Raw genomic sequence first — 24318 nt, forward strand, 5'->3', positions numbered from 1 at the left:
GGCGTGTCAATGCGCCGCTGCTTCTCACGGATTGAAGCGAGCCGTATCAGCCGATATTGAAGTCGATACCCTGCGCGAGCGGCAACGCGGACGAGTAATTGACCGTGTTGGTAGCGCGGCGCATGTACGCCTTCCAAGCATCCGAACCCGACTCGCGGCCACCGCCGGTTTCCTTCTCGCCGCCGAACGCGCCGCCGATTTCCGCGCCGCTCGGTCCGATGTTGACGTTCGCGATGCCGCAGTCGCTGCCCGAGTCGGACAGGAAACGTTCCGCTTCGCGCAGATCGGTCGTGAACACGCAGGACGACAGGCCGTGCACCGCTGCGTTGTTCGCTTCGACTGCATCGGCGAAATCGGTGTAGCGCAACACGTAGAGAATCGGAGCAAAGGTTTCCTTGAGCACCACCGACGTTTGCGACGGCATTTCGACGATCGCCGGACGCACGTAGTAGCCGTTTTCATAGCCCTTCACGTCGACACGTTCGCCGCCGAACACCTTGCCGCCTTCCGCCGTGGCCTGTTGCAGCGCTTCCTGCATGCGGCCATACGATTGCTTGTCGATCAGCGGGCCCATCAGCGTGCCCTTTTCGAGCGGATTGCCGATCGGCACCTTGCTGTACAACTGCTTCAGACGCTCGATGGTTTTGTCGTACACGCTCTCATGCACGAACAAACGGCGCAGCGACGTGCAACGCTGACCCGCCGTGCCCACCGCCGAAAACAGAATGCCGCGCATGGCGAGTTCGTGATCCGCTGTTTGCGTGACGATGCCCGCGTTGTTGCCGCCGAGTTCGAGCAGCGAGCGGCCAAAACGCTTCGCCACTTCCACGCCGACCGTGCGGCCCATTTCCGTGCTGCCCGTCGCGCTGACGATCGACGCGCGCGGATCGGCCACCAGCTTCGCGCCGACATCTCGGCCGCCGTTGATCAAGGCGGTGAGGCCGGCCGGCGCGTCGCCGAACTCTTGCAACGCCTCGGTAAGAATCTGATTGACGGCGAGCGCGGTGAGCGGCGTCTTTTCCGACGGCTTCCAGATGACGGCATTGCCGCAGACCAGCGCGAGCGCCGCATTCCACGACCACACCGCGGCCGGGAAATTGAACGCCGAGATCACGACGCAGGTGCCCATGGGATGCCACGTCTCCGCCATGCGATGCCCCGGACGCTCCGAGGCGATCGTCAGGCCGTACAGTTGACGCGACAGACCGACCGCGAAATCGCAGATGTCGATCATTTCCTGCACTTCGCCCAAGCCTTCCTGGAGAATCTTGCCGGTCTCGAGCGTGATGATGCTGCCGAGCGCCTGCTTCTTCTCGCGCAGACGGTTGCCTAGCAGACGCACCAGTTCGCCGCGCCGCGGCGCCGGCACGTTGCGCCAGGCGGTGTAAGCGTCTTTTGCCTGGGCGAGGGCCGTGTCGACTTCCGCCACCGTGTTGCTGGCCACGCGGCCGATGAGGTCGCCGGTGATAGGCGAATGAACCGCGATGTCGCCGGCTTGCGCCGCGTGGGCGATGCCGAGGTCGGCGAGGATGGTGGAAGCGTCCATGAGAATCCCTTTAATTTCCGATGCGAAACAAGAGTAAGTTCGGAAACTATACACGCGGGCTTTTGTGGCGGCAAGGGTATTTGCCCGGAACTGGCTGGAGGAAGGCCCGCGAAGGCTTGCTGCGTCTATATGGTTCCGTCCGTGGAATCGACTGTTTCGCATTATCGCGGGCGTCAGCGTCAACCCGCGCCCGCACGCGGGCTCTGACACATTAGTTTCTTATTGGAAATACATAGCGCCCCAGCAAAGGCATCCGGAACGACATCTGGACCGGCCGCATGAGCGTTACAGATCAATGCGCGCGACTGAACGCCGGCACCTATTGGCCTTAAACGCCCGCCATCAACCGGTCGACCAACACGCGCGCGAACGGCGGCAAGTCCCTGAGGCTGCGCACGCAGATCTTGAGCTTGCGCTCAGCCCAAGGGTCGTTCAGTCCGACCGTGGCGATCTGCATCGTCTTCTTGTGCCGCAGCGCGACCGATTCCGGCACGATGCCGATGCCCACGCCCGCTTCGATCATCCGGCAAGCGGCTTCGAAATTGCCCACCTGTATGCGCAATTTCAGACGCGCGCCGAGCGCATCGGCGGCACTGGTGATGAACGCGTGGATCGCGCTCGACGTCGGCAGGCTCACAAAGTTGGCCGCCAGCACTTGCGCGAAGTCCACCGACGCCAGACGTGCCAACGGATGATCGCGCGACGTGACCAGCACGAGCCGGTCGTCGCGATACGGCAGCATTTCAAGATGCTCCGCATGCACGTTGCCCGCGACGATGCCGATATCCGTCGCGCTATCCGCCACGCCCTTGACGATTTCGCCGCTCAGCACTTCGCGCAGATCGATGTTGACGTCAGGGTGATCGCGCAAGAAATGGCTCAGCACGGCCGGCATGAACTCGCTGATCGCGGTGGTATTGGCCCAGATGCGCACGTGTCCCTTGATGCCTTCGCCGTACTCCTGCATGTCGCCGGCCAGATGCTCGACCCGTTCCAGCACGAGCCGCGCGTGATGCACGAAAGCTTCGCCAGCAGGCGTCAGCGTCACGCCCTGGCTGGTGCGGTAGAGCAGCTTGAAACCCAGTTGTTCCTCGAGATTTTTGACCCGGTTGCTTGCCGCCGGCGCCGACAGATGCGAGCGCTCCGCGGCGCGCGCCAGATTCTGCGTATCGGCGATATTGAGGAGCAAGCGCAAGTCTACGAAATCGAAATGCATGATGACGGCCAGAGTTGAAGCGCCGTAGCGCTCTCAAGACAAAGGCCAATCTTAACCGGGCGCAAGGGAAACGCTAGCCTGTTTCGGCAAAGCTGCCGGTCTCGTCTGCGACTGCATGCTTTAGACGCAGCGATGCAGGTAAGCGTTGAACCGCTTGCCGCTTGCCGCTTGCCGCTCGCCGCTCGCGCTCCGGCGACCGTGCCCGGATCGGCGCGTGCGACCTATCAGTGCCCGGCAATGCGACTCTCGCCATCCCTCCGCGCTACGTCAAAACAGATTTGATCGGCGCATCTTCCGCCTCCCCGCAAGCCATGTTCTGCGGCGCCGCACACAAGCAGGCACAGCGCTTGCTTTATCCACCGGCTCGACAGGCAAGCAGACACGGCAATTCAGCCCACGTCCCTGTCACGGCTGGCGCCACGAACACCCGAGGCCCAGTCCAACCGAACATTTCAGGCATAAGCATTATGAGTCGCGTATTACTGGTCGACGACCAACCCGAGGCATTGTCCGCGCTGCGCGCCGTGCTGGTCGGCCGTGGTTACACGGTCGCCACGGCGGCGGACGGCGCCGAAGCTTTTGAACGACTGCAACGCACGCGCGTCAGCGCGGTGGTGTGCGACTGGCGCATGCCCAACATGGACGGCGCCGAACTGATCGAATCGATGCAGGCACGCAGTGAACTAGCTTCCGTACCCGTCATTCTGACGAGCGGCAGCGGCGAAGCGCCCGCCTTCCCCGTCAAAGGCTTTTTGAGGAAACCATTCGCGCTGGACAAGCTGCTCTCGTTGCTGGCCGAATGCGAAAGCGATGCGGCGATGCCGGCCGTCTGCTGACCGCTTCGTAGCCGCTGGCGAGCGTCGTCGATACATTTGCCCGCCAGGCCTCGCGCACAAAAGCGGGGCACGCACCGGTTCCGCGAGCGCAGTGATGCGGCATCGAGGTGCGCTTACCGTAAGCGCGGTCGCTCCGAAAGAGCGAATCGACGGCCCGCGCTCACGCGCTCAACGGCCTAAACCGACTTCTCGAACAACTCTCCGCTCGGCGTCAGATCGGCATCGGGCGAGATGTCCTCGAGCGTCTGCTGACTCGTTTCGATCCGCAGCGCGAGGATCGCCACGCTCAGCAACAGCAGAACGCCGCCGACCATCGTCAGCACGCCCGTCACGCCAAAGTGCGTGTACAACAGCAGCGCCACATAAGGTGTCGACATGGAGGCGGCGCGTCCGCAGGTGCCCGCGACACCCGTCCCCCGCAACCGATGCGCGGTCGGAAACAACTCCGGGATATACCCGAACAATCCCAGCGTGCAGACCGTATAGATCGCCGTCACGAGTGCGAAACCCACGATGGAAATCACCGCCGGCGCCCGCATCTGCACGTACACGAACCCGAGCGCGATCGTCACGAGCGAGAACAGCACGATACCGTTACGCCGGCCGATCCGGTCCGTGACCAGATACCCGACCACCGCGCCGGCCGGCGCGCCGAACGACATCAGCAGCACGAATCCCAGCGACTGCACGATCGTCAGCCCTTCCTTGACGAAGAACGTCGGCAGCCACGCGACGAACCCGTACAGCGACATGTTGATCGCCATGCAGGTGAGCGCCGCCACCAGCGTGCGGCCGATCATGCCGCGCGCGAACAGCGCCGAGAACGGCGCGGCCGGCACCTCATGGCTCATCACGCGCGCCACCGGCGGCAACTTGCCGACCCGTGCCTCCACCTGCCGCTCGATCGCCGACACCGTCGCCTCGGCTTCGTCGAGGCGTCCGACCGTCTCCAGCCAGCGCGGCGATTCCGGCATCCGATGCCGCAGAAACCACACGACGAGCGCACCGATCCCGGCAATCGCAAACATATAGCGCCAGCCGAGATGCGGAATCACCCAGTAGCCGATCGCCGTCGCGCCAAGCAGGCCGGAATTGATGATCAAAGCGAGCAATGACGTCCAGCGTCCGCGCGTGGCCGGCGGCACGAATTCGCACAACGTTCCGGCCGCCACCACCAATTCCGCGCCAAGCCCCACACCCATGATGAAACGCAACAGAATCAGCCAGTAGATATTCGGCGCGAAACACGCGGCGATCGAGGCGAGACCGAAGATCGCCAGGTTCGCCTGATACGAATAACGCCGGCCGAATCTGTCGCCGAGATAACCGGACAGACCCGCGCCGATCATCATGCCCATGAAGGTCGCGGAGATGAAAAACGAGCCGAGCCGCAAATCGGTGAAGCCGCTTTTGACCATCGCGGCTAACGCGCCGTTGGCGAGATAGATGTCGAAGGCGTCGAGGAAGGCGCCTGCGCCGATCAGGCCGAGAATGTTCCAGTGAAAGCGACTAATGGGCAGGCGGTCGAGCCGCGCGCCGGAATTGACGGTTGCCAAATTTTGTCTCCTCATGGGTCCGCGCGCGGTGGGACCGCGCGCGCAAAACAGTGATGCATGGCTATCTTTTTATGGCGACAGCTCGTTGCATGATGTTGAGTACACGGCGCGAATGCGTCCCCCCGCGTGACGTCAAGTTTGCGTCACGCTGCGCCTTCAGGGTATTGGCATTATTGGAAGCCGATGTTTCGTCGCGGTTAATGGACGGCGCGCGACATCGCGCCGGCGATGCGCTCGCCGCAGCCTATGCGCCCGCAAGAATCCTTCGCGCCTTCAGGATCACCGGCATATCGACCATCTTGCCGTCCACCGCCACAGCCGCGCCGTGGCTCGTTTCCACTGCGGCCAAGACACGTTGCGCCCATGCCTTGTCCGCGCCGCTCCACGCGTACGCGCGGTGCACCGCATCGATCTGCTTCGGATGAATGCACAGCTTGCCGCCGAAGCCGAAGCGCCGGCCGCGGCGCGCGTCGGCTTCGATGGCGTCGGTGTCGGTGATGGTTGTCGACACGCCGTCCACCGGCGCGCCGATTCCGGCAAGCCGCGATGCCAGCACGATCTGTGAGCGGAACAGATGCAGTTCCTCGCCGTCGCCGTCGATACCGAGATCGATCTGAAAATCCAGCGTGCCGAACACAATGCGCTGCACGCGCGGCGCGGCGCACAACACCGCGACGCTCGCAAACCCACACGCCGTTTCAACGATCGGCAACACGCTTAAAGTGGCATGCGCCGTCGCCAGCACGGCCTCGATCTGCTCGCGCGTCTCCGCTTTAGGCAACACGATCCCTGCGATACCCGGCTGTCCGGACAGCGCGGCGACATCCTCGTTGAACCAGAGCGTGTCCGAGCCGTTGATGCGCACCCATGCGGGCCGTGATGCTTCGCTCGATACAGCGGCTAGCACCGCCGCGCGCGCCGCCGGTTTTTCATCGGGCTGCACGGCATCTTCGAGATCGAGAATCACCGCGTCCGCACCGGCTGCGTGCGCTTTTTCGAAGCGCTCAGGGCGGTTGCCCGGCACGAATAGATAGGAGCGCGGCAGTGCGGCGCTCATGCGGCCACCATCGCGTTGCACTCTGCGCTAAAGACCGATCCGACCTGCGCCTGCTCCGCGATTTGCCACGCGTTGCCGAGCAATCGCGCGGCCTCGCCTTCGGTGGCCGCGCCCGAAAATGCCGCCAGCCGATGCAGCTTGGTGGCAATTTCATCGCGCGACAGCGTATTGCCGGGATCGCCTTTCGGTTCGTCGACGCGGCCCTTGAACGTGCGGCCGTCGGTGGCCGTGACCGTCACCTTGCCGATCCAGCGCGCGGGATAAGCGGCGTCCACTTCGGCGTCGAAGGCCATCTCGACGTTGTCGCGGAAGGCGGCGATCGCATCCGCGTCGAAACCCTCCTCGAATTCGGTCACGCCCGCATAGCCGTGATGCGCGACGAGTCCGAGCACCGTGCCCATGTTGAACTTCGCCTGATGAACGGTGCGCGGCGTGACGACCGCGCCGAGCACATCGAGCGCGCCTTGATGGACGTGCGCGACGACCTTCGCGATATCGCGCGGCGCGAGACGGTGTTCCTGCACGACGGCGAGCAACGCGTCGGCGGCGGGATGCGTGTGACGGCACGCCGCGTGATACTTGAACGACGTCTCCGCCGTCGCCCACCGGCTGCCCAGGCGGTCGACGAGGCGTGCCGGATCCGCGTCGCTCGACATGCCTGCGGCCATGCCTTGCGCGCCTTCCAGAATATGCGTCGCGCCCTTGAAGCCATCGGCGGCGAGTTGCGCGGCCATCAGTCCGTTGGCCGCTGCCATGGCCGTGTGCAGTTGCTTCGAGTCGGCGGCATCGCGCAGAAACTCCCACAGGCCGCTTGCCTGCGTGCCCGCCGAGCCGAACGCGTCGAGCATCTGCGCCGGCGACAAACCGAACAACCGTCCCGCTGTCGCGGCCGCGGCCACCGTGCCCGCCGTGCCCGTGGTGTGAAACACCTTGTAGTGCGAGCGCCCCAAAAATTCGCCGATGCGGATGCCCACTTCATAGCCGGCAACGGCCGCCGCGATCAACTCGCGCCCGGACTTGCGATGCGCCTGCGCCAGCGCAAGCGCCACCGGAAACACGACCGTCGCGGGATGAAACACCGAGCCGTTGTGCACGTCGTCCTGTTCGGCGAAGTGCGACGCCGCGCCGTTGATCATTGCCGCGAAATACGGCGTGGTGTGGCTGCGGTCGATCAACACTTCGCACGCGTCGTCGTTCGATGCGCCGCCGGCCTGGCGGGCAAAGCGCGCGATCGTCTCGACCGGCCGCGCGCCTTTGCCCGCCAACGCCGAGCCGAGCCAGTCGACGTAAAGGTTGACGGTGCGCTCCACCACCGCGTGCGGAATGCTGTCGAAGTCGAGCTGAGCGGCGAAAGTGGCAAGCGTCAGACTGGGATGGTCGTTCATGATGAGGTCGTTTCGTATTCGTTCAGGTCGCCGGCGTGGCGTCGCTCACGCGCCGGCGAAGCTAAAAACATTCAGATCGTGCCGGCGGCTCGCAGCGCGTCGATCCGCGCGCTGTCGTAGCCGAGTTCGCGCAGAATCGCGTCGGTATGCTCGCCGAGCGCGGGAACCGGATCCATGCGCGGTTCGACATCTGTCGGCAAACCCGGCGGCAATAACGCGGGCACCACGCCCGCTGGCGTGCCGACTTCGTGCCAGCGCTCGCGCGCATGCAATTGCGGATGCGCCCACACATCGCCGAGCGAGTTCATTTGCGCGTTGGCGATGCCGGCGTTATCCAACCGCTCAATGACCTGCGCCGCGCTCAGCTTCGCAAAGGCCGCGACGATCACCTCGCGCAACGCGTCACGCGCCGACGTGCGTTTCGAGTTCGAGTTGAAGCGCTCGTCGGTGGCGAGTTCCGGCTGCATCAACACGCGCTCACAAAAGAGCTTCCATTCGCGCTCGTTCTGCAGACCGAGCATCACGGTCTTGCCGTCGCCCGCGGGAAACGGGCCGTATGGATAGATCGTGGCGTGCGCCGCGCCGGAGAGCGCGGGCGGCGTTTGACCGTCGATCGCGTAATAGAGCGGATAACCCATCCACTCGACCATGCTCTCCAGCATCGATACGTCGATGCGGCAGCCGCACCCCGTGCGGCCACGCAATAGCAGCGCGCTCAGAATGTTCGAGTACGCGTACATGCCCGCCGCAATATCCGCAATCGAGCATCCGGCCTTGGCCGGCTCGCCCGGCGAACCGGTGATCGACAGAAAACCGGATTCGCTCTGAATCAGCAGGTCGTAGGCTTTCTTGTCGCGATACGGTCCGTCGGAACCATAGCCGGAAATATCGCAGACGATCAGCTTCGGATACTTCTCGCTCAGCGTGTCGTAACCGAGACCAAGCCGGTCCGCTGCGCCGGGGGCGAGGTTCTGCACCAATACGTCCGCGTCGGCGACCAGTGCATCGAGAATCTCCGCAGCGGCAGACTGCTTCAGATCGAGCGCAAGGCTTTCCTTCGAACGATTGGTCCAGACGAAATGCGACGACAGTCCATGCACGCGCTCGTCGTAGCCGCGCGCAAAGTCGCCGACGCCGGGCCGCTCGATCTTGATCACCCGCGCGCCCAGATCCGCGAGTTGACGGGTACAGAACGGCGCGGCGATTGCGTGTTCGAGCGTGACGACCTTGATACCGTCGAGTGGTCTCATGTTGTTGGCGCCCGAAGGTCAGAACGAACGCGGCAGCCCGAGAATATGCTCGGCCACGTACGAAAGAATCAGATTGGTGGAAATCGGCGCGACCTGGTAAAGACGCGTCTCACGGAATTTGCGTTCGACGTCGTACTCGCAGGCAAAGCCGAAGCCGCCGTGGAATTGCAGACACGCGTTGGCCGCTTCCCAGGAGGCGTCAGCCGCGAGCAGCTTCGCCATGTTCGCCTGGGCGCCGCACGGTTGATGCGCATCGAAACGGCGCGCCGCCTCGAAGCGCATCAGGCTGGCCGCCTCGACATTGATGAACGAGCGCGCGATCGGAAACTGCACGCCCTGGTTCTGACCGATCGGACGGCCGAATACGATGCGCTCTTTCGCGTACCCGGTGACCTTGTCGACGAACCAGTAACCATCGCCGATACATTCGGCGGCGATCAGCGTGCGCTCCGCATTCAACCCGTCGAGGATGTATTTGAAGCCCTGTCCTTCTTCACCGATCAGATTCTCGGCGGGGATTTCGAGGTTGTCGAAGAAGAGTTCGTTGGTTTCGTGATTGACCATGTTCAGAATCGGCTGCACGGTCATGCCGTGACCGATCGCTTCGCGCAGATCGACGATAAAGATCGACATGCCCTCCGATTTCTTCTTCACGTCCGTAAGCGGCGTGGTGCGCGCGAGCAGGATCATCAGATCCGAATGCTGCACGCGTGAGATCCACACCTTCTGTCCGTTGATGACATAGCGGTCGCCGCGGCGCTCGGCGGTGGTCTTGATCTTCGTGGTGTCCGTGCCGGTGGACGGCTCGGTCACGCCCATGGATTGCAGACGCAAGTCGCCGCACGCGATCTTCGGCAGATACTTGCGCTTCTGCTCTTCGGAACCGTGGCGCAAGAGCGTGCCCATGTTGTACATCTGGCCGTGGCAGGCGCCCGAGTTGCCGCCGGCGCGATTGATTTCTTCCATGATGACCGACGCTTCGGTCAGCCCCAGCCCCGAGCCGCCGAAGTCCTGCGGAATCAGCGCGGCCAGCCAGCCGGCTTTGGTGAGCGCGTCGACGAATTCTTCAGGGTAGCCGCGCGCTTCGTCGATCTTGCGAAAGTACTCGCCGGAAAATTGCTGGCACAGATCGCGTACGGCTTCGCGAATGTCCTGAAAGGAATCCTGCTGCGTGGTTTGCATAATCGAATCTCTTGGAGTTCAGGCGAAGCTCGGGCGAAGCTCAGGCAATAGCGGCCGTGGCGCGCATGGTCAGATAGCCCTCGTGGTCTTTGGCCCACAACTCGATGATCTTGCCGTCGGCGGAAGGCTTGCCGCATACCGTGAAAGCCTGGCCGGCGAAGGTCGGACGCACCGCCTTGAAAGCGAAACTTTGCAGCGTGGCCTGCGGTTGTTCGCGGCGCACCAGGTCGACCAGCAGGGTCGCGATCAACGGACCGTGGACGATCAGGCCTGGATAGCCTTCGACTTCCGTGACGTAGGGATAGTCGTAGTGAATACGGTGGCCGTTGAAGGTTAGCGCCGAGTAGCGGAACAGCATGACGGCGTCGGCGTCGATTGTGCGGCGCCACGTTTCGCCTTCTGGGGCGAGCTGCGGCTGCGGTGGACGCGCGCCATCCTGCGGCGCGTCGCGGTAGACGATGTCGTGCTCCTCTTCGAGCTTCAGTTCGCCCCCGGCTTCGATCGTGTGCTGCACCGTGACGAACACGAGACGGCCGGACCGGCCGGTCTTGTCTTCGATATTGGCGATCGTCGAAGTACGCGTGGCACGTTCGCCCACTTTCAGCGGCGCGTGAAAGGTCAGGCGGCCGCCGGCCCACATGCGGCGCGGCAGCGGCACGGGCGGCAGGAAACCGCCGCGCTTCGGATGGCCGTCCGGGCCGACTTCGGACATCGGTGCCACCGGCAGAAAGTACAGCCAGTGCCACAGCGGCGGCACGCTGTCCCCGCTTTCTTCGCGATCGAGCGTGGCGGCCATCGCCTTTAGCGGAAAGGCGGTGATGTCGTCCTTGAGCACCTCTTGCTTGTCGAGCCAGTCGTCGAGTTTCTGCGGGGAAGCAGACATGGGCACAGTCTCCGGATACGCGTATTGGGCTTAATAGGGTCTTACTATGAACGACGCGGCATGTCCTGCGAAGTTTGCATTTTCGAAGCGGGCGTTTGGATTTGCTTAAGGCTCGCTGCACCGCCCTGTGGCGGGGCGGTGCTAGCGGACCGGTCTGAACATCATGCGCTTATTGTCGAGGCACGGGCTGTGAACAGCACGGAATTGAAAAGCAAGAGTCGGAGTGCGCGGCATCACGCCCGTCCTTACACTCAATCATCGTTCTGGTGATCGCTTGATTGGAGAAAGTTTATGGATACGGTCGCGAAGGGTATGCAGTCGCGCTCGCTGGAATTGGCGCTGGACTTGAAAGCTGGCGCAGGCCAGAAGCCAGAAGCGGGCACGGGTGACTCGCACGCGCAGCGTATCGGTGCGATCGACTGGTTCGAGGTCGAAGCAGAATTGAATGCTTACGGCTGCGCGATGCTGCGCAATCTGCTCAGCTCGGAGGAATGCGATGCGCTGAGCGCGCTCTATCCGAACGATGCGTTGTTTCGTAGCCGCGTCGTGATGGCGCGGCACGGTTTTGGCCGCGGCGAATACAAGTACTTTGCTTATCCGCTGCCGCCGTTGGTCACCGATTTACGCTGCGCGCTTTATCCGCATCTCGCGCCGGTGGCGAATCGCTGGAACGAGGCAATGGGGATCGGCGTTCGGTATCCGGCTACGCACGCGGAATTTATCGAGCGTTGCCACGCCGCAGGTCAGACGCGCCCAACACCGCTGATGCTTCAATACGCAGCCGACGACTACAACTGCCTGCATCAGGATCTCTACGGCGAACACGTCTTCCCGCTGCAGGTCGCGATTCTGCTGTCCGAACCCGGCGTGGACTTCACCGGCGGCGAATTCGTCATGACGGAGCAGCGGCCGCGCATGCAGTCGCGTACGGAAGTGGTGCCGCTCCGCAAGGGCGATGCGGTGGTGTTCGCGGTTCATCACCGGCCGGTTCAGGGGACGCGCGGTCCGTACCGGGTGAATCTGCGGCACGGTGTGAGCCGCTTGCGCTCAGGCCAACGGCATACGCTTGGGGTGATTTTCCACGACGCGACTTGAGGCGTGCGCGTTTCGCTTGCCTTGGTTTGACGTGCGCCATGTACTGCTGAATTACTGAACTGCCGCGCTGCGGCAAAAATTCGACAGTCGCAATTTTGACCAGGTATCATTCGGGAAAACCCGAACCCGCTGGATGCGCTGCGCCACCCTTGCAGCGCATTCGGCGTGTCTGTTCGAGCGTTATCGCCCGTCGACGGACGGGGCTGTCAGCCGGTGATCCCGGTGTGGCGGCCCCGTTCGACGATACGAAGGTGGCGGGCCTACGCGCCCGCCCTGCCGCGATCGGCCAAAAGCCGGTCGCGGCCAATTAGCCTGGACATCATCGATCATGATTGCTGCCGCGTTATCGCGCGTCGCCGACCGCCTGCTAGCTGCGGACCCGGGACTCGTGCGCCTCCATACCGCGCTGCGCGTCGCGCTCGCCTGCCTGCTCACCGGCGTGGCCACTATCGCGTGGACCGTTTCCCAGGATCAGCCCATTACGCTCGCCGCGCCCGGCATCCTCTTTGCGATGGTCGCGCCGTTGTTCGTACGCGATGCGCGGCGGACTGCCTGGTTCGGCACGCTCTTCTGTCTTTATCTCTGCGCTTGCGTGTGCTTTGCCATGGCGAGCGTGTTGAGCCTTTATCCGCTGGCCGGCGATGCGGGCTTCCTGTTGGTGATGTTCATCGGCATGCTGTGCCAGGCATGCGGACCGCGCGCATTGGGCTGCGCGATGCTGGGCGTGGTGTGTTTTTATCTCGGCCTCTATCTGCATCCTTCGACGGCGCATCTCGTGCAGTCGCTTCTGCTGTCCGCGTTCGGCCCGCTGATGGTCGCGCTGGTGGGCCGCGTGATCGTGCCGATGCGAGTCGCGGCAAGTTTTCGCCTCGCCGTTCATACGGTGACGCTGCGCGCGTCGCGTGTGCTTCACGCTCCCGTTGCCGCGCATCTCTCCGCGTTGAACGAAGCTGCGCTATCGCTCGAAGAACAGTTGGCGCTGCTCAATCCGTCGGAAGCGGAGACGATTCGTGAACGGATCGTCGAAGTGGAAGTGGCGGCTGGGCAGTATGCGTTTGCATCCGGACCCGCGGATGATGCTGTCAAGGCGCGTACCGATGTATTACGTCACGCGATTGCGCGGCTCAAGGAGATTGCGCAGCGAGGCGCCATGCGACGCGATTCGTCCGCACTAACGGGCGCTTTAGTTACGCTGACCGCGCCGCAGCGCTTCGCCGATTTGCGCAGCAAGCTCTGCTGGCTCCCCGCCACGCGCGCCACGACCGCTGCATTGCTCGCGATGCTGATCGGCCATTCGCTTTCGCCGGAGCGTTGGTTCTGGGCGGTCATTACGACGTTCGTCGTGTTTCTCGGCACGCGGTCGCGCGCGGATACGGTGTATCGCGGCGCGCAGCGCCTCGTGGGGACGCTCGCCGGCGCGCTCGTCAGCGTGTTGCTGGTCGCGCCGTTGCATGATTCGCCGGTATTGCTGGTGATCGCGATGGTGTTGTGCGTGTTCGGCTGGGCTTATTACATCTTGAGCGCGTACGCGCCGGGGGTGTTTTTTATCACCGTGCTCGTCGGCCTGGTTTACGGCGAGCTGGGGTTCGCGATGGGGCCGCTGGTCGAACTGCGAATCGAAGAAGTGCTGGTGGGTTGCCTCGTGTCGTTCGCCGTCGCGATGCTCATGATGCCGCTTGCAGCGACGCGGCATGTCGAGGCGAGACTTGCGGCGGTGCTGGGCACGTTACGCGACGTGGTGCGGCTCTCGGGGGCAGGTGCGCAAGCTGCTGATGCGGTTGCGGCGATGCGTAAGCTCGATCGCAGTTGGCATGATCTGCGGATCGCGCTGCGGCCACTGCAGACGCAACGCGTGGTGGTGTGGAACCCGGATGTCGAGCTGGCGACCGGGTCGCTGCTGTGTTGCCTGCATTGGGCGCGCGTACTGAATGGGCCTGCGCGACGCGGCGGATTGCAGGACGCGGTAGCGCTTAACGCGGCAGAGGTGGGTGCGGCGCATGTCGAGTCGATCGTGGCGCGGCTTGATACTTTGATTGCGCGTTATGGCGGCGGTGTGGGGGGCGCTGCGCGCAATGAATCGGATGAACGTGGAGCGATGATGCCCGCCATTGCTTTCGATGTGAACAAGGCACCGGCGCTTGCACAATTGGATGGCGCCGTTGCGCAGTTGTGCGATCGGTTGATGCAGCCGGTTTCGGATACGCGGCGGGTTTTCAATTGGGGGGTGCGGGGAAGGGGCGTGTAGGGAGGTCGTGGAATGGTGGTAGCGGCGCGGGAAACCTTCGTCCCCTTCAACGGGACGGCCCTGCATATTGGGCATGTGTCGCCTTTAAATTTCAAGGTAACGTTACCCATAACCCACCCTGACAAGGCAAGTGGCTTGTCTAAAGCCTGAACAGGTGAGTTGTCGATGCTGCCGTGCATACAGCGTGGGAATGTGTGGGCCGTTCCCCATCGAGCACGGTGATAGGGCTGCAGAGCCCAGCGCTAACCTGTATTAGCCTGGACTGGACCTGATAAGTCGGTCCTCTTCGCTCGCATCATCGTTACACAGCGCTGTTATTCGCAGGAGACGCGGCGCCTCGCCGCCGAGCTGGCACCAGGTTCCGCCTTCACGTTGCTCTATGTCGACTGCCATGTATGGCCTTGGTTGCACCGCCAGAGCAGCTTTTTTCGTGTCGCGATAGGTGGGACGGACAGCGCCCGTTATGACCGTGTGCGAGCGTCTGCATGTCTTCGAGGGTGCCGCGTGCCTGCCCTCGGCGTCCTTTTAACTGCGGCCATCGCAATGTGCTCAATCTTTTTGACAGCCAGTACCATCCACGCCGTTCATGGGGCGCGGACACGCCATCTACACAATGCTGGAAATCAGGCTGCATCCGCAGGTGGCGTGGTGGCCGTGTCGGGCAACCGGTATGCCGTGGTCGGTGATCTTGTCGTCGCCCTCGATGATGACATTCGGCTCCACGTCGGGATGCTGCGGACATGTCACACGGTCGCCCTTGCGGGCAACGCGCCGGCCGCCATACTGCATCGTGTCGGAGGCGGTAACGACTTCGCCGCCGTGATCGGTGGTGTCGTTGAGGCGGATAAGGTCGATCATTGCGATGTTCCATGAGTTTCGATGACTGGCGGTTTTCTTGACGGCCCCCAGATGCTTTGCCCGACATGCAGCAGTTTCATAAGCATGCCGGATGCACAATCTGCCATGCACATAGCTCTGCCCTTACTCACTTTTCCGTCATGCGTGAGCGGAAAGTCTGAGTAAATCAACGGTTTAACCGGCATCACTCCGGGAACTTCAACAGAATCGGCGGGCATACGTTCATCAAGATCGACCGTGTTCTGAGTCATTATGTTGATCCACGGAAGGCTCGACGTATCAATGGATTTTGGAAATCCTTCATAGCTTTTTTTCAACTGACAAGCAGTTGAATACTTGTAAACACGCGGTTTGGTAACTGTCGCCAAATAGCATTTACCTACAAACTCATAAAATCTATAACCAGTCCTTCTTCTATTTTTTGGATTAATTTCATATCCTATTTCATCAATGAGAATATAGTCAGCCACTCTGCTTTTCGAAATATATGGCAAATAGGAAGGAGTCTGATCAGGATCGGGATCTTCATGTCTAGCACCTATTGAAAACCGGGCGCGAATAGGCGGAGTACCTGTCCATGGCATAAATTCATCAAGCGATATATATTCCCTCTTAAAAACTTGGACAGGCGATGCACTGGCCGGGTCATTCAGTGAATTTATTACATCGTCATCTTTATAGTTCGAATACTGACGGCACCAGTCGTAACCGCTTCCATATCCTTCTGGCAACGTCCCTAAAGGATGTCTCAAAAACAACTCACAACGAGGCTTTAAAAGCTCCCCATACGTAATACGCACATCATTTACCTTTATTTCATTCGCGGCGGCGAACTTAGCAGCACACAAAATAAACGCCATTAACACAATGGACAGCCGGCTAAATTTCATTAATCACCCCGCATGTTAACAATCACCTTATTTTTACTCATCTTTAACCGTTATATGCATGTGCGCGTCGTGCGGTTCGACCCAGTTCACCCACGGTGTATAAACGGCACCGCCCAAGACTTCATGGTCGCCGTTTAACTCTTGATACAGCCGTGCCATTTTTTGGCCTGCAGCGCCAGTTGGAAAATGTTGCCCACGGTCAGTAGTGGCACTATTGTGAATGGTGAATGTGACATGTTCGGCTGAGTCCTCAATTTTTGTTACATCTAAACCGAGGCCCATCTTGTGCAATCTGGACCCTAGCATTGGCCGCCATGAACTCGAAAGTGAGACGGTATTAATATGCAATCGCCAAGCGGCTTTTAATATTGCCGCGAAGGTTCGCGGCGACGTGCGACGGAGAGCTTCCTGAACCGTTGTGTGCGCGCTCGTGTTAATAGCGTTCGCCAACGCACGCGCACTGAAAATTAGCGTAATGTTTAAAATAGTAATCTCGACGGTAAAAGACGCCATTGAACGCGATCCATTGCCCGATGCATACAGCGGAGCGAGCGCAACCAGCCAGTCAATGTGAACCTGTTCCGTACTGCTGGCGACAATTCCAGTACCAGTCTGAGTCGCGCCAGCCGAAGCAATTGACCCGACTGGCGTGGTTTGTTGGAGCGCTCCCGCAAGGACATTTCGTGACAAGGTTTCTGGCGGGCAAAGCCTCGTAATGTCCTGGTCGGTAAATTCGTGGCTAATGTTAAGCCAAAGATCACCGTCCAAGTATCCATAGTATTCGTCGGTGACCGCCGGCTTCTGAACCAAGCTATTATCGGCTGGAGACGTAATATTATTTACAGATGAAAATCTACCCTTTAAGTCGGATCGCATTTCATAAATATGAACTTTGCTATGCGCAACGTCAGGAACGGTCCATGCAAATAATTGAAATTTCCTGTTGTAGTGAAATGCATCGTTTGCAATGTGCAACGCAATTCTATGAACATCATGCGGAATATGAATTGCTGGCAACGCATGCACCTTGCGCGCGCCATCATGAAGAACGTTTGTGGAACTTACGCTCTGAATCGCCGCTGTCTCCCCGTTTTCATTAACTCTTGGGAAAATAACCTTCTTCGTATCGGCATCAACTACAACATAGGGCATTCGCGTTAGAAACGACGCCGAATCCGTTACTCCGTACAAAGAAGAATCATTTGGATGGACGAATTGATACATACTATTGCCTGCGTCCAAGGGTGCGCAATAAATGATAAAAATGACTACGCGATCGGTAACCGTCACATCATACGTTGGCATGTCCTGGGCGGTTGTCATGGTTGCGGATGAAGTCTGCGGCGTAGCTGGCATTAGTTACTCGTATTTTGAAGGTTTAACGTCACAGCAATCGTCCGTCGTGTCCTCTTCTTCCGCCTCGGCCAAGCCGTGAACGGGATATACGGCGACATCCTGGGGGCTTGCCGTCCAGACCCGCTCCGTATGCCCGTGCTCATCTGTGCGCCCGAACCAGGCCGGGCCGTTTTCCGTCTTGATCTGATAGGGGTAGTTAGGTAACGGGTTACCGCTGCGGTCGCGGACAACAAATTGCGCACTGTGAATCTTGTCTCCAGGGAGATCAGGCACGCGCACGCGCTGTGTATCCGGCCCTGGCACGTCCCAGGCCGCACCTCTCTCCAGAATTGCCCCCGGCGACCCGTTGATGATCCCGCCACCGTTGATCTGGATGTACGACCCGCCTGCACCGAGCCAGATTTCCTTTGCAGCCGTCAGCACGATCCTGCCGTCGGTGCTGCTGATCGTGAGGTCCTTGAGTGCCGCCAATGCCATCTGATCGCTTTGCGCCTGGATGTCCACCCGGCCTTTCGCCGCGATTAGCTTCATGCCGAGCTGATAGGCAAACACTCTGAATGCTCCGCGCACTGATGCGAACAGCGAGCGCCCCGAAGACACACTCACGTCCCGTCCCGCTGTAATCGCGTGATCGCCTACACTCGCCATGTGCGTGCTGTCTGCCGCAGTGGTCGCAATACCCGCCGCACTCGCCATCACCACGTCCGGCCGAGTCATTTCGGGCGATGGATTCTCCTCCGTCTTCTGTCCACCCCGGATTGCGTCGTTCTGCGTCCTGATCGTGCTGGCCGCATCGCTCTGGCTAGCGTCGATTGTCTGCGCGTTGTGCTGCGTCGCCAGTTTTGACAGGTCCTCATGCTGCTGCCGCGCCTGCGTGAGCCGCGCCACCGTCTCGCCCATATCCTTCACGGGAGCGCTCGCGCCCACACGCGTCTCTGAAGTGAGCAGCACGCCCCGGTTTCCACGGCCTACAAGGTGCGCATCGGTGGCAATCTCGATCCCTTCACCCCGCGCCTCGGTGCGCCCCTTCGTGCCATCAATGCGCGTGTTGAAGCCCGCTACAAACCGCGAATTCGCCTGGTCGCTTGCGAGCTGCGCCTGCATCTTGCCGGGTGTATCGTCCAACGCGAGATGATTGGAGCGCAGACCATACCCAAGACTCTTGCTGCGCATGCCGCTCAACGCAGCATTGGCCGGCAGTTCCCACGGCGGCATGTTGAACTTGTCCACCACGAATCCGGCGACGACAGGCCGGTCCGGGTCACCGTGCACGTGCGACACCAGCACCATCTGACCCGCGCGACCGGGTGCAACCACGCCCAGCTCGCCACCCTGCCATTGCGTCATGACGCGCACCCAGATCGAAGTCGCGCCATCGAGATTCGCCTGCCGGTCCCAGTCGAACTGGATGCGCAGCCGGTTGCGGTAGTCGATGTACATTTCCTTATCCTGCGGCGCGACCACCACGGCATATTCATAGCCGTCGATGCGCGGCCGGGGCGTGACTTGGGGCAGCCGGAAATACTCGTTGGCCGGTTGCAGTTCAAACTCCGTGTTGACCGTGTATTGACGCGTCGGACCCGAAGACGTGCCGACTTCGGTCATGTCCAGATCGCAACTCAGAACGATGTATTCACAGTTCGCGCGCTCCTGCGGATAGCCCGCAAGCGTGAACGTGCGCCCCGGCTGAAGTGCCTGGAGATGGCCTCTACCGGTTGCGCGCAAACCCTGGCAACGCCGCGACTCGAGTTTGACCCGCGCAAGGTGCTGGCCTTCGCCGCTCTCGTCGTTCGCATCGGCTGCCGTGCGCCGCGCCTCGGGCTGGGCAAAGTCGGCAGGTTCATAGATTTCGATGTCCAGGCTCGCTGTGCCGCGCGCGTCCTCATAGTTTTCGCGGTCCGGTACAAGACTTTTTGCAAGGCGCGGCTCCGCGTAGTTATGGTCGTTGACCGTGGCCTTGCCTGGTGTCAGCGTGTACGCGATCGACAGTTCGCTGATGTGTTCCTCATCAATGCGGCTTCCGGTGTGATAGCGAAGCGTTTCATAGGCTACGCCATGTGGACGGAAACCACTCAGCAGGTCAGAGATGACAAGGGAGTGAAAGTCGTCACGGTGTTCGAACCAGTAGAAGAGTCCGAACTCTTCCATTAAAAAAGACGCGAATTGCCAGTCCGACTCCCATGCCTGCCGGATCATGTCGCGCGGTGGATAGCCCTTGCCGGGCCACATTCCGCCAACGCGCCACTCGACGGTGCCCACATAGGGCTGCAGCACTTCTTCAAGCACCTCGATTACGGTACCGTGGAAGATGCGCGAATCGCAGTTCAGCGTCGCACGCCACACAAACGGGCGCAATACGAACTCGAAAACCGCCGCGCGATCCTCAATGCACCGGATGCGCGCTGAAACGATTTCGCCATTGATATAGCGCGTATCAGCGCCGACATTCGCGCGCCCCGTGTCGCCTTTCGCGCCGGCTCGAAAGGTGCCGATGCCAGCGACTTGGATCGCGACAGTGCCGGATGTACCGACGATGGCCGCCAGATCGAGCTGCGCGACGCTCTCCGGGTCCTGCAGGAAGTCCGGGTTTTCGACCTCTGTTTCCACGACGTATTCGAACAGCTCGCCCACCGCTTCGCGTCCCCGGAGACGACGAACAGTGAGCATCGGCTCCCTGATTTCGATGCATTGCCGGCTGCGGTAATCGACGCCGATGATTTCGGGAAGCGCGGCACCGCTGAACGTGAGGGTGCGCGTCTGGGTGGTCCACCGGGTCATGCGTGCCTCGCGTCAGCGGGTCAGGAAACAGTGGGAAGCGGTTATAAGCCACGACATTGCCTGTCCCTCGGAAAGTTGGGGTTCTAAGTCTTATCGAATCCAAGTATTACGGAATCCTACAAAATATCCAGAGATGCGCTCCATGTTCGCGGTGTCGGCTTGCCTATGCATTATCAAATCCGCTCAAGCCGGTGTACAGCTAAAAACAGTCACAGATTCGTAAAACAAAATCCAGATAGGTATTATGCATAGCCAGGCAACGGCTTGATTGACGCAGGACAAGTCCCGACAGACTGTGAGGCAGCCCGCACGAGGCAGGCAAAGCAGCAACCGCCGAAGAAGGCGGACACTGTTGAGAGTTGGACAGGTAACGGACACGCGGCCACTGTACGTATGGCGCGACGGAGTAGCGATAAGGCAACTCCGGCGAAAGGAACAAGAGACTTGAAAACAGAAAAGGGGCGGCCGCAGCCGCCCCTGAGTTCATGCAGTGCATGACATGCGCAACTAGTCGCCGTCAGTGATAGGGTCGCAAAAATCACATCCTATGATTTACCGTCCTTCTCGTACCAGCGCGCACCCGGTTCGTCACGATCCACCTGCGCGAGCGCAAGCTGCACACACGGCCTTCGCCCAACCCGGCCCAGCGATGTATCTCCAGCACCGCCGCCCCAACTCCTTGACGCAGAACCCATCTCAACCACTGCGCGCAAACCGCGAAAAGCGACGCGCGGAGAGCAAACCGCAAAGCGCAAAGCGTAACCACCAAACCAGTCGCGCTCACGCCATGCAAATCAAGCCGACTTAACCGCCGCCCGTCCGCCGACTCGCGTCAACACACTCCGCTCGACCAGTGCCCCAAACAGCAGCCCGATCGTCGCCCACATAATCGCCTGCATACCGAGCGCCGCGATGCGGAATTTCCACAGCAGCACCGCCGGGAAAGCCTCCGGCACTTCGTTGATCGTAGGCATCGACAACTGCACCGCAGCGATGATCACGATGAACACCACCGCCCCCACAATCGAGCCGTTCCACGCGCCAAGCTTCATCGCCGCACGACGCCGCACCTTGAGCGAGAACACCATCGCAGCCAGCGAAATCGCAATCATCAGGAAGAACAACCCCGTGCGCGTGCCGATGGTCTCAGGGTCGCCGACCGAGGGCGGGTTCGCCGGATACTTCAGATTCGGTACGACCGCGAGCGCAATGAACGCGCCAAGCGCGAGCCATGCGGACAACGCGCGCGGGCTCAACGCACCCACTCGCCCATAGGCGTACGCGAACACAAGCGAGAACAGCCCGCCGAAAGCCGCGCCGTAAGTCAGCACGCCAGTCAACAAGCCGATGCCCCGCTGTGTATCGCGGCTCACGATCTCAGGCTCAGGCGCCTCGCCTTTCGCTGCGTCGGCCTTCTCTTCGAACGAAATCGCCTGATTGACCTGCGGCTCGCCCACCACCCGGGCGAAGCCGAACGTGAGCAGTCCCGCGGCGATGCCTGCGAGCATGCCGCGTACCAACAATTTACCAACCATGGTCGACTCCGTTAGTGGCAGGGAAAGCCGAGCAGATGGCGGCCGTCGTGCACGAACTCATGCACGTACATGCCCGGCACCAGCGAGGTGGCGCCCTGTTCCGCACCCACGAAGTAAAGCGCGAGCAACAACAGCAAACCGCCGAACACGACCCAAGGCAGCAACTCGCGCAGCGGAATCGGCGTGGGTTGGGCAACAGGCTGATTGGCGGGATCGAAAACAGCTTCGGTCATGATGGACATCTCCTGGGGTAACGCGCCCCGATAGTCATTGCAGAGGATTGGTGCGAAGCTCAGGTCTGGCTTTCGGCTTGTGCTGCCGATTACAGTGGCGCGACCGCGCCGGGCTCTCACCGGCTTCCGCGCTTCGCAGTCACGCTATTCTACGCGCTAAACTTCGGCAGCCGGCAACGCAAAACGTACGCTTCATCCCGCCGCCGTTCGGCTTTGGGCCGTGCCTTTACAGGACATGCACAGAATGGACACCCGGCTGTTACTGGTCAGCCACGCATCGACCGCCGCCCAGCGTGCAGGCCGTTTTCCGGCCGACGATCCGCTCGACGCCCGCGGCATCGCCGAAGCCCACGCGGCACGCCTACCCCCGGCGATGGCGGACAACGCGCTGGCTTTCGTCAGCCCGGCCGCCTGCGCGCGCGAAACGGCAGCGGCCCTGGGCCTCGCGGCATCGGTCGAAGCCGGCCTGGCGGATCTGAACTATGGCAAATGGCAAGGACGGCGGCTCGCCGATCTCGCTGCCGATGCGCCGCAAGACATCGCCGCATGGACGCGCGATCCCGAGGCCGCGCCTCACGGCGGCGAGTCGTTCAGTCAACTCGTGAAACGGGTGGGAGAATGGCTCGAAGCGTCGTCAGACGGCGAGATGGACGGTGCATCCACCCGTCCTCGCGACGTGATCGCCGTCACCCATGCGCCGGTGCTGCGAGCAGCGATCGTGTATGCGCTCGGTGCATCGCCCGACATTTTTTCACGCATTGAAATCGCACCGCTTTCGATGATCGAGTTGCGGCGCTCGCCGCGCGGCTGGACATGGTGGCCGGCGTCACATTAGGCGCTCTCGCCCGCGGCTTACTCGCCCGACACCATCAGACGCAGCTTGTTCGACCCGGTCGGCGTCAGCGTGATATCAGTCCGCTTGCCCTTCGCGCCCAGATAAAAGTGCTGACGTGCCGGCGAGTTCTGATCGTGCGTCGCGTCCGGAACACACGATGCGATGTCCGCCGCGACAGCTTGCAGCGCGTCGGCAGTCGAACCGGCATCGTGATGCGGCGTCCACGTGCATTGATACGCGCCGCGGCTCGCCGAACATTGCGCGTCGTCGCCGTAAGGTTGCGCGACGCCCTTGCCGTCGTCCGGCGTCAATGAGGCGAGCCCGCCAGGGGCGGCCGCGACGATCCGTTTCAGCGATGTGCAGGGGCTCGGCGCATCGTCGGCATACGCGCCGCCGGCCAGCAAGACGCCCAGCGACGCAGCAGCAAGTGCTGTGGCAAGCAATCGGATTCTGTTCATGTCGGCGCGGTCCTTGAAGTCACTCACAAGTATTAGCGCGGTAGCACGCTTCATGCCCATCAACGCCGGCTATCTCAAGACCGCGCCACAGTCACCGTCATCACAGACCAGTACCGAACAAAGCCGCCAGCGCCTGCGCCGACCCGAAAATCCCCTTGGCGTCGTGCCCAACACCATCGATCACAAACGTCCGATGCTTCGCCAGTCCGTCGGGATGTCGCAACGCCATATAGCGCGCATAAGCCAGCCCGCGCCCGAGCCGGTGTTCACCTTGCGTGAGCGCGGCGCATGAACGGTCGAGCGCCGGATGCTGCGGATCGCAATCCGCGCCGCCGAGCAGCACGGTCACGTCACGTTGCGCGTAACGCGCTTCGAGCGCTGCCGCTGAAGCCGCATCGCCAGAGTAAGCCGGCAAATCCTCGAGCCCATACTTCCAGCGATTGAACGACGGACACCGCGCCCGATCGAACGCCGCGAACTCGCCGGATACAGGTGACGCGACCGGCCGCATCGCATCGAAGTACACATACGATGAAGGATTCGCGACCACATAGCGCAGCGCAATTCCGCGCGCCACGAGTGGCGCCTCGTCGCGCGCCACCACCGCATAGCGCTGCACGACCTGCGCGCCGCCCGAGTGCCCCGCGATCACCACTTCGGCGAGCGACGCAAACTGCTCGCGCGACGCCAGCGCATGCAGAATCGCGTCGAGCACATCGAACGAACTGATCGGCGCGGGACCTTCGGCGTTCTCGCCGCCCATCCAGCTCGTCCAGTCCCAATGCAACGTGGACGGCGGCAGGTCATGCGCGACGACATCCGCGGTCGCGAGAAACTGCGGCACGATCAGCAGCGTATCGGCCGCGCTGCCGCCGGCGAGCGCGCACGAACGCTGCGCGAGTTCGAAATACGTGTCGCCGTTGCGCAGGCGGCCATGAATCAGAATCACGGCGCGTTGGACTTCGCGCGTCGGCGCAAGCCAGTCGCCGTTCGAAAACACCGGCACGGTGCCGCTGCCGGCTTGCGTCGCGACGCTCAGATGCCGGCTCGCGACGACCGCGACGGGACGTTCATTCGGCGCGCGTTCGTCGTCTGTGATGAAAGGCTCGGTCATGCAATAGGCT

The 24318-nt window shown here is 61.6% G+C and carries 20 protein-coding genes and 1 riboswitch; of the genes, 4 read left to right on the top strand and 16 right to left on the bottom strand.

Going from position 1 to position 24318, the window contains the following annotated elements:
* Nucleotides 1-46: 46 nt before the first annotated feature.
* The gene (locus tag B0G75_RS36295; RefSeq protein ID WP_106314553.1) at nucleotides 47-1546 is read right to left on the bottom strand and encodes an aldehyde dehydrogenase family protein; all 1500 of its coding nucleotides are present in this window, start codon (nucleotides 1544-1546) and stop codon (nucleotides 47-49) included.
* Nucleotides 1547-1874: 328 nt separating this feature from the next.
* Nucleotides 1875-2762: a LysR family transcriptional regulator gene (locus tag B0G75_RS36300; RefSeq protein ID WP_106314554.1), complete on the bottom strand. Its 888-nt coding sequence runs from the start codon at nucleotides 2760-2762 to the stop codon at nucleotides 1875-1877.
* A 467-nt stretch (nucleotides 2763-3229) separates the two neighbouring features.
* Between B0G75_RS36300 and B0G75_RS36305 the strand changes: the two genes are divergently transcribed.
* Nucleotides 3230-3598, top strand: a complete 369-nt coding sequence (locus B0G75_RS36305) for a response regulator (RefSeq protein ID WP_012428397.1) — start codon at nucleotides 3230-3232, stop codon at nucleotides 3596-3598.
* Between the two features lie 176 nt (nucleotides 3599-3774).
* Here the strand turns inward: B0G75_RS36305 and B0G75_RS36310 are convergent, their stop codons facing one another.
* The 6 genes from B0G75_RS36310 to B0G75_RS36335 all read right to left on the bottom strand — a co-directional run bounded on the left by B0G75_RS36310 (nucleotide 3775) and on the right by B0G75_RS36335 (nucleotide 10911).
* On the bottom strand, nucleotides 3775-5154 hold the full coding sequence (locus B0G75_RS36310; protein WP_258194882.1) for an MFS transporter: 1380 nt from the start codon (nucleotides 5152-5154) through the stop codon (nucleotides 3775-3777).
* A gap of 244 nt (nucleotides 5155-5398) precedes the next feature.
* Nucleotides 5399-6211 (bottom strand): CoA ester lyase, encoded by an 813-nt coding sequence (locus B0G75_RS36315; RefSeq protein ID WP_106314556.1) that lies wholly within the window; start codon nucleotides 6209-6211, stop codon nucleotides 5399-5401.
* Nucleotides 6208-7596 carry an MmgE/PrpD family protein gene (locus tag B0G75_RS36320; protein WP_106314557.1) on the bottom strand — a complete coding sequence of 463 codons (1389 nt, stop codon included), beginning with the start codon at nucleotides 7594-7596 and terminating at the stop codon, nucleotides 6208-6210. The genes B0G75_RS36315 and B0G75_RS36320 overlap by 4 nt, the downstream gene beginning before the upstream one ends.
* A gap of 71 nt (nucleotides 7597-7667) precedes the next feature.
* Nucleotides 7668-8846 carry a CaiB/BaiF CoA-transferase family protein gene (locus B0G75_RS36325; protein WP_106314558.1) on the bottom strand — a complete coding sequence of 393 codons (1179 nt, stop codon included), beginning with the start codon at nucleotides 8844-8846 and terminating at the stop codon, nucleotides 7668-7670.
* 18 nt (nucleotides 8847-8864) lie between these two features.
* Nucleotides 8865-10028, bottom strand: a complete 1164-nt coding sequence (locus B0G75_RS36330) for an acyl-CoA dehydrogenase family protein (RefSeq protein ID WP_106314559.1) — start codon at nucleotides 10026-10028, stop codon at nucleotides 8865-8867.
* A 40-nt stretch (nucleotides 10029-10068) separates the two neighbouring features.
* Nucleotides 10069-10911, bottom strand: coding sequence for a MaoC family dehydratase N-terminal domain-containing protein (locus tag B0G75_RS36335; RefSeq protein WP_106314560.1), 843 nt, complete (start codon nucleotides 10909-10911; stop codon nucleotides 10069-10071).
* Nucleotides 10912-11202: 291 nt separating this feature from the next.
* Here B0G75_RS36335 and B0G75_RS36340 point away from each other — a divergent pair, with 291 nt between their 5' ends.
* Together B0G75_RS36340 and B0G75_RS36345 are read left to right on the top strand one after the other, a co-directional pair.
* Complete coding sequence (locus tag B0G75_RS36340) at nucleotides 11203-12006, top strand: 2OG-Fe(II) oxygenase (RefSeq protein ID WP_181309431.1); 804 nt, start codon at nucleotides 11203-11205, stop codon at nucleotides 12004-12006.
* A gap of 328 nt (nucleotides 12007-12334) precedes the next feature.
* The gene (locus tag B0G75_RS36345) at nucleotides 12335-14251 is read left to right on the top strand and encodes an FUSC family protein (RefSeq protein ID WP_106314561.1); all 1917 of its coding nucleotides are present in this window, start codon (nucleotides 12335-12337) and stop codon (nucleotides 14249-14251) included.
* A 606-nt stretch (nucleotides 14252-14857) separates the two neighbouring features.
* Here B0G75_RS36345 and B0G75_RS36350 read toward each other — a convergent pair.
* The 6 genes from B0G75_RS36350 to B0G75_RS36365 form a co-directional block, all read right to left on the bottom strand.
* Nucleotides 14858-15109, bottom strand: coding sequence for a PAAR domain-containing protein (locus B0G75_RS36350; RefSeq protein WP_106314562.1), 252 nt, complete (start codon nucleotides 15107-15109; stop codon nucleotides 14858-14860).
* Nucleotides 15106-15999, bottom strand: a complete 894-nt coding sequence (locus B0G75_RS40375) for a hypothetical protein (RefSeq protein ID WP_146142581.1) — start codon at nucleotides 15997-15999, stop codon at nucleotides 15106-15108. The genes B0G75_RS36350 and B0G75_RS40375 overlap by 4 nt, the downstream gene beginning before the upstream one ends.
* A 33-nt stretch (nucleotides 16000-16032) precedes the next feature.
* On the bottom strand, nucleotides 16033-17355 hold the full coding sequence (locus B0G75_RS40380) for a hypothetical protein (protein ID WP_146142582.1): 1323 nt from the start codon (nucleotides 17353-17355) through the stop codon (nucleotides 16033-16035).
* A gap of 3 nt (nucleotides 17356-17358) precedes the next feature.
* Entirely contained in the window at nucleotides 17359-20133 is a 2775-nt protein-coding gene (locus tag B0G75_RS36355; RefSeq protein WP_106314563.1) for a type VI secretion system Vgr family protein, read from the bottom strand.
* 794 nt (nucleotides 20134-20927) lie between these two features.
* The gene (locus B0G75_RS36360) at nucleotides 20928-21668 is read right to left on the bottom strand and encodes a CbtA family protein (RefSeq protein ID WP_106314564.1); all 741 of its coding nucleotides are present in this window, start codon (nucleotides 21666-21668) and stop codon (nucleotides 20928-20930) included.
* An 11-nt stretch (nucleotides 21669-21679) separates the two neighbouring features.
* Nucleotides 21680-21901, bottom strand: coding sequence for a CbtB-domain containing protein (locus B0G75_RS36365; protein WP_012428410.1), 222 nt, complete (start codon nucleotides 21899-21901; stop codon nucleotides 21680-21682).
* Between the two features lie 38 nt (nucleotides 21902-21939).
* Nucleotides 21940-22082: riboswitch (cobalamin riboswitch) on the bottom strand.
* A gap of 63 nt (nucleotides 22083-22145) precedes the next feature.
* Between B0G75_RS36365 and B0G75_RS36370 the strand changes: the two genes are divergently transcribed.
* Nucleotides 22146-22736, top strand: a complete 591-nt coding sequence (locus tag B0G75_RS36370; RefSeq protein ID WP_106314565.1) for a histidine phosphatase family protein — start codon at nucleotides 22146-22148, stop codon at nucleotides 22734-22736.
* A 17-nt stretch (nucleotides 22737-22753) separates the two neighbouring features.
* Here the strand turns inward: B0G75_RS36370 and B0G75_RS36375 are convergent, their stop codons facing one another.
* Complete coding sequence (locus B0G75_RS36375; protein ID WP_106314585.1) at nucleotides 22754-23194, bottom strand: hypothetical protein; 441 nt, start codon at nucleotides 23192-23194, stop codon at nucleotides 22754-22756.
* A 100-nt stretch (nucleotides 23195-23294) separates the two neighbouring features.
* Complete coding sequence (locus B0G75_RS36380) at nucleotides 23295-24308, bottom strand: alpha/beta fold hydrolase (protein ID WP_106314566.1); 1014 nt, start codon at nucleotides 24306-24308, stop codon at nucleotides 23295-23297.
* Nucleotides 24309-24318 lie beyond the last annotated feature (10 nt).

The organism is Paraburkholderia sp. BL18I3N2, assembly GCF_003001875.1.
GTDB classification, from domain to species: domain Bacteria; phylum Pseudomonadota; class Gammaproteobacteria; order Burkholderiales; family Burkholderiaceae; genus Paraburkholderia; species Paraburkholderia phytofirmans.